Raw genomic sequence first — 1,910 nt, forward strand, 5'->3', positions numbered from 1 at the left:
CGCCAAAAATCACCACGAGACGATCGTCAACCCATCTGCGGACAAGCGCGATCTCGACAAGTCGTAACTGCGCCGAGGCTGCACGCCGTGTCCAGCGGCCTCTCAGTCCCTAACACCGGGCCAGTTGACATTGGCGAATGCCTTGTTCAGTGCGCCGGGCCAGATCCATGGCGTGGCGCCCCAGTCGATCTTCTCCTTTGAGCCAGGCGACTTGGAAATCTGACCTCTTTGGTGTGCAACGTGGCGGCGCCTCCGCCTGTCACATGCAAGGCACGCGTGTTTCGACGCGAAGGCTTAACGCCGTGGTCCCAATCAGGCATCACTTCAGCGGGTGCAAGCATCGCCATGGAGAGAGAAACTGGCCCGGCTGAATGGCGTTGTCGAAACCTTTCAGGACAGCAACTCTGCTGAGCGCAGAGCAAAAGCGACCCGGATGAGATCTGTGCGTGGCAATCCCATGATCTGAGAAACCTCCGACGGGTTCGCCGGCTCCATTCCAAGCTAACAGACGATTCGCACGATGCGTTCGGTCAGCTGCACTTTGTTGGCCAGCTCGCCCTGGCGGCAGTACAACTTGTCCTCCAGCCCAACGCGTGCGTGCCCGACCAGCAGCAGTGGAACAACGTTAGCCTTCTGCTATGAAGGACCGATGCCGCTGGCTCAGAAAATGCTGCAGGGCAGAAGCAAAAGTGCCCGGGCCGCTCCTCACTCCCCCCCTTCAGCAGAATGCCCCCAAAGACATGGGGTGAGCATTTGCACTTCTTTGTATGTTGGTATACCATCATACCGAATTCAACAAAGGAGACATTGCATGACATCCCCCGCATCCGCAACCAATCGCCGCACGATGTGCACCCGACTCGTCAGCTCACTGGCAGCTGGCACCGCGCTCTTGTGCAGCGCTGCTGCCTGGGCCGCATACCCTGAGAAAGCCGTCACGCTGGTGGTGCCCTTCGCTCCCGGAGGCAGCTCAGACATCATTGCGCGCAGCATGGCGCCGCTGTTGTCAGAAAAGCTAGGGCAACCTGTCGTCATAGAGAACGTGGCCGGCGCAGGTGGTGTCCTGGGCACGCAGCGCACGGTCCGTGCCGTGGCCGACGGGTACACCGTCTTGCTAGGCTCCGGCTCTGAGATCCTGATCAACAAGCTGATCAACCCGGCCATCGCATACGACGCCACACGCGACCTGTCACCAGTGGCGTTTGTGGGTACGGGCCCCATGGTTCTGCTGGGTAAGCCAAGCTTGCCCGCAAACAACGTGGCGGAACTGTTGAAACTGGCCAAAGCCAAACCAGGGGCGCTCAGCTACGGATCGGCAGGCAACGGCACGCCCATGCACGTGTCTGGCGAATTGCTCAAGATGCGCGCCAACGTGTTCATGACCCACATCCCCTACCGGGGTGCCGCGCCCGCGCTGGTGGACCTTCTGGGCGGGCAAATCGATGTGGCGGTCTCTACGCTCAGCGCCGCACAAACCTACATCAAGGCAGGGCGGTTGAAGGCACTGGCGCTCACCAGCGCCGAGCCATCCGATCTGGCCCCTGGCATTCCGGCCATGGGCAAGCAGCCAGGGCTTGAAGGGTTCGATTTGAATGTCTGGTTTGGGTTGTTCGTGCCTGCCAAGACCCCAAACGAAGTGACACAAAAATTGCAGGCCGTGGCCCAACAGGTGCTGGCTGATCCGGGCCTGCGCAAAAAACTGGCTGACCTGGGCATCAGCGCCTCGGGTGAGTCGGCTGAAGTGCTCCGCAAGTTCATGGCAGCCGAATCCGACCGGTACAAGGCCGTCATAAAGGCCGCCAACATCAAGCCTGAATGAAGAGCGGCAGGACTCTCAGCCAATCCGTTTCCCATCCAATTTAGCTAGAAATCAGCATGAACGCCCACATACGCAAGATCGTCACCTACAC

At 59.9% G+C, this 1,910-nt stretch carries 1 protein-coding gene and 1 pseudogene; one reads left to right on the plus strand and one right to left on the minus strand.

What is annotated here, in order from left to right; all coding sequences use genetic code 11:
* Positions 1-390 precede the first annotated feature (390 nt).
* A pseudogene (locus tag ACFQPB_RS23795) lies at positions 391-657 on the minus strand (3-keto-5-aminohexanoate cleavage protein); the annotation flags it as partial.
* 154 nt (positions 658-811) lie between these two features.
* Between ACFQPB_RS23795 and ACFQPB_RS23800 the strand changes: the two are divergent.
* Positions 812-1,819: a Bug family tripartite tricarboxylate transporter substrate binding protein gene (locus ACFQPB_RS23800; protein WP_382228896.1), complete on the plus strand. Its 1,008-nt coding sequence runs from the start codon at positions 812-814 to the stop codon at positions 1,817-1,819.
* Positions 1,820-1,910: the final 91 nt, after the last annotated feature.

The organism is Hydrogenophaga atypica (assembly GCF_042665215.1).
GTDB classification, from domain to species: Bacteria; Pseudomonadota; Gammaproteobacteria; order Burkholderiales; family Burkholderiaceae_C; genus Hydrogenophaga; species Hydrogenophaga defluvii_A.

Excerpts from the sequence above, each read along its gene's own strand:
- ACFQPB_RS23800 (WP_382228896.1), top strand. The coding sequence starts at position 812 with ATGACATCCCCCGCATCCGCAACCAATCGCCGCACGATGTGCACCCGA.